9 protein-coding genes and 1 pseudogene are annotated in these 7,680 nt (G+C 57.0%); 7 read left to right on the top strand and 3 right to left on the bottom strand.

Annotation, left to right across the window (positions count from 1 at the left end):
- Together Q363_RS29115 and Q363_RS45980 are read right to left on the bottom strand one after the other, a co-directional pair.
- A pseudogene (locus Q363_RS29115) lies at positions 1-283 on the bottom strand (hypothetical protein); the annotation flags it as partial.
- A 113-nt stretch (positions 284-396) separates the two neighbouring features.
- Complete coding sequence (locus tag Q363_RS45980; RefSeq protein WP_211256417.1) at positions 397-642, bottom strand: carboxymuconolactone decarboxylase family protein; 246 nt, start codon at positions 640-642, stop codon at positions 397-399.
- Between the two features lie 76 nt (positions 643-718).
- Between Q363_RS45980 and Q363_RS39435 the strand changes: the two genes are divergently transcribed.
- The 7 genes from Q363_RS39435 to Q363_RS29090 all read left to right on the top strand — a co-directional run bounded on the left by Q363_RS39435 (position 719) and on the right by Q363_RS29090 (position 5,215).
- The gene (locus tag Q363_RS39435) at positions 719-1,189 is read left to right on the top strand and encodes an alcohol dehydrogenase catalytic domain-containing protein (protein ID WP_169747182.1); all 471 of its coding nucleotides are present in this window, start codon (positions 719-721) and stop codon (positions 1,187-1,189) included.
- A gap of 108 nt (positions 1,190-1,297) precedes the next feature.
- Positions 1,298-1,579: a hypothetical protein gene (locus Q363_RS47095; protein WP_425387803.1), complete on the top strand. Its 282-nt coding sequence runs from the start codon at positions 1,298-1,300 to the stop codon at positions 1,577-1,579.
- Complete coding sequence (locus Q363_RS41495) at positions 1,576-1,749, top strand: hypothetical protein (protein WP_157467816.1); 174 nt, start codon at positions 1,576-1,578, stop codon at positions 1,747-1,749. Before Q363_RS47095 ends, Q363_RS41495 begins: the two co-directional genes overlap by 4 nt.
- A gap of 274 nt (positions 1,750-2,023) precedes the next feature.
- Positions 2,024-2,821 carry a DUF417 family protein gene (locus Q363_RS29105; RefSeq protein ID WP_245632544.1) on the top strand — a complete coding sequence of 266 codons (798 nt, stop codon included), beginning with the start codon at positions 2,024-2,026 and terminating at the stop codon, positions 2,819-2,821.
- Between the two features lie 161 nt (positions 2,822-2,982).
- Positions 2,983-3,951 carry a VWA domain-containing protein gene (locus Q363_RS29100; protein WP_245632543.1) on the top strand — a complete coding sequence of 323 codons (969 nt, stop codon included), beginning with the start codon at positions 2,983-2,985 and terminating at the stop codon, positions 3,949-3,951.
- Between the two features lie 263 nt (positions 3,952-4,214).
- A complete protein-coding gene (locus Q363_RS29095) occupies positions 4,215-4,610 on the top strand; it encodes a nuclear transport factor 2 family protein (protein WP_035357714.1) in 396 nt (131 codons plus the stop codon).
- A gap of 53 nt (positions 4,611-4,663) precedes the next feature.
- Positions 4,664-5,215, top strand: a complete 552-nt coding sequence (locus Q363_RS29090; RefSeq protein WP_035357712.1) for an NAD(P)H-binding protein — start codon at positions 4,664-4,666, stop codon at positions 5,213-5,215.
- Between the two features lie 105 nt (positions 5,216-5,320).
- On the opposite strand, the gene Q363_RS29085 is transcribed toward Q363_RS29090, so the two are convergent.
- Positions 5,321-6,961, bottom strand: coding sequence for a peroxidase family protein (locus Q363_RS29085; RefSeq protein WP_211256416.1), 1,641 nt, complete (start codon positions 6,959-6,961; stop codon positions 5,321-5,323).
- Positions 6,962-7,680 lie beyond the last annotated feature (719 nt).

The raw sequence follows: 7,680 nt of genomic DNA, 5'->3' as shown, positions 1-7,680 counted from the left end.
TGCTGGGCAGAATGCGGATGGCATCACCTGACCCGTTATAGATGAGAATGGTGCCCGGCTCGCAGCGCAAATTTACATACGGAGAGTTGATGACAATGGTGGTACTAAGGTTGTAAGTGCCGACAGGGATGGTGACTGTTCCTTGCGCCCACGTCTGCGCATTCTGCGTCACCGTTGGGAGCGAAGCAATTTGGTTGTTGATATACGTTCCGATATCGGGGACCTGCGCCTGCGTGCTCGCCGTCCAGATTGAAAATGCAAAGATCAAGATCGCTTTCTTCATCGTAAGCCTCGCTTTGTACCAGATCGCCTATGTGGATATGGCCGAACTGCGAAGGCTCCTCTGATGACTTGTCAAACTTGCCGACCACCTGTACATTTTCGTGTTGAAGTTGATCAAGGTGAATTTACGGTCAATACTCTCCATTTACAGTAAAGTCCTTTTCGAAATGAGGGTGTTACAGCCTTCGACGATGCCGTATGTGCTGAGAGCCAGTATTGGCACTCGTTTTCCTGCGCGATCGCCAGAGCGAGGATTTCGCGTTGACGAGCGGAGAGGCGACCACGCGAAAGCGCCTTGGTCAGTGACAGGTATCCATCAAGAGCGACGGGCGATTGCGACCGATCGGTCGCTGCTGTCATCGGATGAGATATGCGCGCGGGTACTCCGCCGAACATTCCGCAAATGAGAAGGGACATGAGACATCAACAGACACTTATGAAAAATACGCTTGCAATCCCAAAGACGTTTCTTGGCGTCGGCTATACGAAAAACCGGGCCGGACTTCCACTGGAGGCGGTGCGTGTGCCTGTCCCACTGCCGGGGGCCGATCAGGTTCTAATCCGTGTCGCCGCCCCGTCGCTCAACCCGCTGGAATATAAACTCGCCGACCTTAACTTCTTTGCGCGGACACCCCCCGTTGTCCTCGGCCTCCACCTGTCCGGCATCGTCGTGGCCATAGGCAGCGCCGTGCGCGGCATAGCCGTTGGCGACAGCGTGGTGGCGATGGCTGATTTAAGTGGCGACGGCGGCTGGGTCGCCGGGGGTGGGCGAAGGCGGCTATGCGCTCGCGAGGGAGTTCCTTACCGTGCCCAAGCCGGAATCCCTGAGCTTCCTCGATGGGGCAGCTCTGCCGATGTGCTTCCTTTCAGCCTTCGCGGGCCTCAGCGGCACTGTCCAAGCCGGTGACACGGTCTACGTCCCGGGCGGCGGCGGGGTCGGGCATCTCGCCGTGCAGATGGCGGCGCTGGCGCGCATCACGTATTTGACTACAAGCGCGACGATGTCGCTGCCGAAATTGCGCGGCTGACCGGCGGCCGGGGCGTCGACCTCGTCTTCGATGCCACTTACAACGAGGCGGGCTTCGTTGAAACGGCGAAGACAGTACGCCCGGGCGGTAGCTGGGTCGTGCTTGGTGTCGGCCCCGGAAAGACGACCCGCCTGGTCGAAACCGAAAGTCCGGTCGACTCCATCTTGGCGGAGCGCGGTGCCAAGCATATCAATATCAACATACTGCGCTACTTCTCTGATCCCGCTATCCTGGACGACAAGGGAAAGCCTTCCTCCAGCGCGGCATGACTCTGGCAATGGAGTGTGCGGTGCAAGGGCTGGTGGTGCCGCATATCGGCAGAACGATCGACAGCACCATCGAGGCCATTAATGCCGGGCTACAGTCGCTCAGGTCGGGTCGTAGCGCGCTGGGCAAAGTGGCGGTGATTGTAGATCGAAATATCGAGGAGGCGAGTTGACGAAGGACCTCTTCGTCCATTGGATCGGCGACCTTTCGCTCTGGAGGATCACCAATCCATACAGCTTTGCTTAACCATATCCTGCGGTGAGCCGATCCGCATCGAGGAATTACTGGCATAGCCCGTATGAGCCCAGCTACGTTCCGTAGACCACGATCACGGAAGGTGCGCTGTACGAGTCGCCGGTGCTGCGCCGTTTCGCGCGCGTCGATCTGGGCCGCATGGCGGCGCCGGAACGAGACGGGCCAGCCCTTCCTTTCTTGAGCACGTGAAGATGACCGGCATGTTCGCTTTCTTGATCCCCGGAGCTTCCGCACAAGAGTCCCGAATAAAACTCCAAGCCGAGAGGGAAATCCTTCGAAGAAGGGGGGTAGTCGATCCATTTTATACTATCAGATATCCTAACGAGACTTTGCGTGACCGTATCGTCTTATCTCCAGAAGATTTCCTGCGCAGTGCAGAAGCGCTGCCCGGATTGGAGAAGAGTATGTCCCGTATCGCTCGCGTTATCGCACCAAATATCGACGACCACGTTGACGCCACGCTTTCTCAGGTTTCTTCGGCTGGGCCTTCCAAATCAGCTAAAAGTAGCCTAACCAGATTGGCCGCATGGATAAACGATCATAATGTCCCTTTCCGTGTAACCAGCATTGGCATGATTGTTATGCTTCTTTGGGCCGGGTCCTATAAGATGACCGCTCCCGGCGCCGAAGGTATCATTCCCCTGGTTTCCAACAGCCCGCTGATCTGGTGGCACTTCAAATTGTTTGGTCCCTATATCGGCTCAGACCTCATCGGAATCACTGAGATCGCCGTAGCCCTATTCTTTGTCGCAGGCTATTTCAGGCCTAAAGCCGGTGTTATAGGTGGCCTCATTACCACAGTGATGTTCTTTATCACCAGCACTATGGTCATCATTACACCCGGCGCGACCATTTCCGTTCATGACATAAGGTATATGAGTTTTTTGGGCCTGTTTCTCTACAAGGATGTCATCTCGCTCGGGGTATCGTTCTACCTGATCAGCTGTTTCGGCAACAAGGCTATCCTCCTGGAAAACAGAGGCGAGTGAATGAAGGGGAGGACAAAGTGGCACATTCCAACCCAGTGTGCTTGCAGTGTCCTTCTATCTACTGAGACGGGACGTCGTTCGATATTCACAAAAAGCGAACTGCGCTCTCTTCGGGGTTCCCTTTGAGACTTCGGATTCTTCAACAGCTCGTGCTCCTGGTCTTGCCCCTGACTCTGAGCATGCACGCGCAGGACTCGCAGCCCTACACTCTCCGCACCCAGTCCAACGTAGTTCTCGTCCCCGCCACAGTCCAGACCAAACACGGCGAGATGATCTACGCGCTCAAACCGGAGCAGTTCGTCGTCGAGGACAACGGCGTTCCGCAAACCATCCACCTCGACGAGGACACTGATTCGCTCGGCCTCACGATGGTCGTGCTCGTGCAATGCAGCCGCTCGGCTGTGATGGAGTCGGCGCACATCGCCGGACTCGCCACCATGATCGATTCGATCGTCGGCGGAGCACCACACCAGATCGCCGTCGTCTCTTACAGTGAAAACCCTTCGCTGCTCGGCAACTTCTCAAGCGACACCGCCGAGACAGCGGAGACCCTCGCGCAGCTCACTCCATGCGATGGCTCTGCCGCAGCCACCCTTGACGCCGTCGCCTACGCGACCAAACTTCTGGAAGCCCGCGACGACCACAATCGCCACGTCATCCTGTTGGTCAGCGAGACACGCGATCACGGCAGCAAGAACAAGGCCGTGGAGGTGATCGCCGCGCTGGGCCGCACCAACACCGTCGTCGACTCGGTGGCCTTCTCACCGGGCAAGACCGAAATCCTAAATGATCTCCACTACGGCGGAGGCTCCGGTCCCATTGGCCTGCTCGTGATGGCCGTCAACGCTCTTAAGAAGAACGTATCGCATGAACTGGCCGCACTCTCCGGAGGCGAGTACATCAACTTCACCACACGCAACGGCTTCGATGCAGGTATGCTTCAACTCACAAATCACATTCACAACTACTATCTGTTAAGCTTCCAGCCGAAATCCGGTCCGGACGGCAATCCCTTGCCCGGAATGCACTCCATCCGCGTCAGTGTCCCTGACTATCCAAGCGCGCGTCTCCGTTTCCGCGAGAGCTACTTCAGCGGTGCGCTCGATACAGTGCCGCCCGAAGCACAGTAGCCAAGAAAGGCAAAGAGACCAGCTAAGGAAACTGGCCTTCAACAATCCCACCGAAGGTTTTCCGTCAACGCCGCAAGTGCTAGGCTAGGGGGCCATAGCCCATGCCAACTGCAACCATCATCGGCTCAGGTCCCGACGCTCTTTCAGCGGCGATCGTTCTCGCTGCCGCTGGTTTTGCAACCACTGTCTTTTTCCCGTTACCTACCGGCTTACCGCATCGAAGGACGATAATCGGGTGCATGTCAAGCGTTATAGGAGGATGAATGGCAGACGCTAAGACCATTATTGAGCAGGCGTACTCCGCGTTCAACAAGCGGGACATCGACGGTGCTTTAGCGCTAATGACGCAAGACGTGAGTTGGCCCAAGGCCTCGGAGGGCGGTAAGGTTGTCGGAAAAGAAGAGATCCGCGCCTATTGGACTCGGCAATGGGGTGAGTTCGATCCCCATGTTGAACCGCTCGCAATAACCGAGGAAGACGGAGGCAAGACCCGCGTCAAGGTGCACCAACTCGTCAAGAGCCTTCAAGGGGATGTTCTTTCGGACAGCGAGGTTCTCCACGTATTCACTGTGAACAGCGGTCTTATCGCAGCCATGGACCTCGGGGATGAGGCCGATCCAACCGCTGGTCCGTCTGCCGCATTCGCACATCGTTCCTAACTGGCTATCCACCGTGGAGCGTGCGATTAGACCCGCCTCGAGAATTCTTAACGATGGCAGCCGAATCCATGATGAATCTCACCGCCACACCATTTCGATTCTTCTTGCTTGGCGCCACGGGCCGCACGGGCTTGCTTTTCCTAGCGCAGGCACTCTCTCGTGGTCATTTTGTGACCATCTTCGTTCGCGACGTATCGAAACTCCCTGTGGCTTTGGCCTCACATCCGCGTCTGCGTACCTTGACCGGCGAACTGCATGAGGCGGACAAGATGGCGCGAGCAATGGGCGAGGCGAATCCAGATGTGGCGTTCTTTATGCTGGCGTCGGAGACTGCGCCTTACACGGCAGTTTCCACAGGCACGTACAGCGTGTTGCAGGCCATCGCTGCGGTCAAACCAAATCCCATGCCGTTCATAAGTATCGCCGCCTGGGGACTCGGTCCAACTGGGGACTATATCACCGGCTTCTTTGCGCGCACTTTTGTAGGTATCGCAAAGACATTGTTGTGGTCAAAACCTCACGCTGATTTTGAGAAGCAGTTGGCCGAGATAGAAGAAGCGCCACCGGACGCTTGCTCAACGATAAGCTCTCCTGGGCTGGGTTGATAGAGCACACTGGTCACGTCTCCCGACCGGCGGCAAAGCCGCCGTGTGCGGAGCCAGATCAGATGTTTGGCGACATACTGCGTAAGCTGGTCGAGAAACAGGGTATCACTTGCCAAGGGCGTATGCCACGAAATCGCGAAGGGCAAAACCTACGCCTTTATTTCGGATCGTAGGCGTCCAGTTGGGATCGGCGCTGAGGAGGGAGTCGTTGTCGCCGAACATCATGCCGAGAAAGACTTCAGCAACGATGCGTCCGCCCACAGGTCCGAGCTGGGGAGTAGAGATCTGCTTGCTCTCCGTCACCGGGATCTTGAGGTTTGTTTTGTGATGAGCCGCTTCGGCGAGTATGTAGGTCCAGAGCGGGCACTTGCCTTTGAAGGCGGCTAGTTCCGGGAGGCTTGCAATGCTGCCTTTTACATCGCCGTCTCCTGGCGAATCCACGGCTTTCCCGATCACGATGTCGGCGTCGTCGAGAGGTGTGGCATACATGGCGCGCGCGACATCCTGGCCGGTGGGCAGACCAAGCTCGAAGGCTCGAATAAGGTTGCGCTGCGGGAGAGACGGTGGTGGGTCCGATGCGACGCTGGCGGGCAACACAGAAAGCGGTGTGACGAGCGACGTATCGATGCGGTAGGCGAATTGAAGACGCTTCCTGGTGGTGGCGTCGGCCGGATTGTCGGTGCCGTAGGAGCGAATATCGTCTTCGATGTCGATAAATCGGCCCCAGTCGATGCCGCGGTTCGCCGCCATTTGCTGAAAGCCCGTGAGTCCGTTAGGAATACCGGCAGGGATGTCAGGGATCGTGTTCGGTGGAATTGGAAAGATGGGAAGCAGCGTCGCATCGTCGTCGTTAAGACGGTAGCCGGGCCGGATCATGGAGTGGCCTAGGCGGTAGGCTGCGACGGAGAACTCGACGGGCATAAAGGGCTCGTTTTTCCAGTGGAAGAATTTGAGCTTCGCCTTGTCGTACTTGCCACCTGTCTTGAGCGCGTCAAGCACGGGGGCGGAGACGATCTTCGGGAGGAAGTCATGGATGACAACCCACTGGTAATGCCAGCGAACGATTTTCTGCAACGCAGGGAAGTCGAGGGTCTTGTTGTCATCCACAACACGGTTGTGGAAGCGCAGCATCAACCCCTGCAACTGGGAGACAATACTGTTCTCGTCGTTGCGGGGATCGCCGATGAGTGCGCGCCTCGGGTTGGCGTTGTTACGTGGGAGATCGGGCGCGCCGTTGGCGAGCGCGTCGCCGAGGAGGAACTTGGGGCCGCCGTTGGCGTACATGTACGGCTGATCGCCGGGGCCGCGACCGTAGACGTTATCAAGGTCCAGTGCAGGCGTCCGAAAGTCGGTGACCGCGTCCGGATCGCTGTGCTGGATGAGCGTGGTCATAGGATCGAAGGTGATGTCGTGATCGATGAACTGACCGAAGTAGGTATAAAGAGCAGGGATGCCGCTCTCTTCAGCATCATTGCCGTCTTTCGGAGGATCGAAGGACGAAGTCATGGCAGCGCCGAGGGTCATCAATGCGGCGCGGCTGTCGGCGTCCGTTTTTCCATAGGTGGCGGAGGGCAGGGAGCGAAACATCCGTCCGAAGCGGCCCTCGAAGACAGCCGACTTCGGTGTGGACATCAAACCGCGAAGTGGTTTGCCGTGATGCGCAAACGCAGCGAAGACCGCGCGCATACTCTCGGGATAACGTGAGGCAGGCATTGCAGCCTGATCTCTTGCTTGATTGCTGGTCATCGATTTGTCTCTCCTATACTTAACGTGAGGAAACAGGGGTTCTATGAAGTCAGCTAGATATAAGTTACAGTGAATTCGCGAACCTCTATAAAAAATCCGTCGTTAGTCCTTTTTAGAGGACCGTGTGAGGGCTGGCGTTACTTTCACGAACGTCAATGAGTCCTATCAGAGGGGATGTCAAGAAACAATTCTCCCCCTCCCTCTCCGAGAGGAGAGGGGATGTTGTGGCTTGCATCCAGCCAATCTCAGTTCTGGAGAGGCCGTGGGCTCGCCGCGTGTTCCGGACAGACCAAGCAGTTGGCGGTTTGTACTCGACGGTTTCATGACGCCGTGGTCATTCGACGCCTTCGGTTCTGGAAGCTACGCAAGCAAACGCGTTGGCTTTAGGTGGGCCAACCATGGTCCTATCTGAGCAACGGCCACCCCTTCGGGGTGGTTGTATGAACCTGAAACTCTCAGCGAGACCGCGATAACCGTGGAACGCACTGGGCTCAGTTAGAATCTGCGACACAACCTGGCTCGGCAGCTAAGGCCGTATTGTCCCTGGAGCGTTCCTGCCCGAGATCTGAGCATGGCTCCGGTATTGGCGATTGTGTAGATGGTGGCAGCGTTTTTCCTGAAAAGGATAAAAGGCCCGACCCCGATGGAGAGATTGTGTAAGTCTTCGCCGACCGGGCCGAGCCACGTTGAATTCAACATGGGAGGATGAGCATGAAACC

Source organism: Edaphobacter aggregans DSM 19364 (genome assembly GCF_000745965.1).
GTDB classification, from domain to species: Bacteria; Acidobacteriota; Terriglobia; order Terriglobales; family Acidobacteriaceae; genus Edaphobacter; species Edaphobacter aggregans.
Note: the sequence above shows the minus strand (reverse complement) of the source record. Positions and strands in the feature narration are given on the sequence as shown.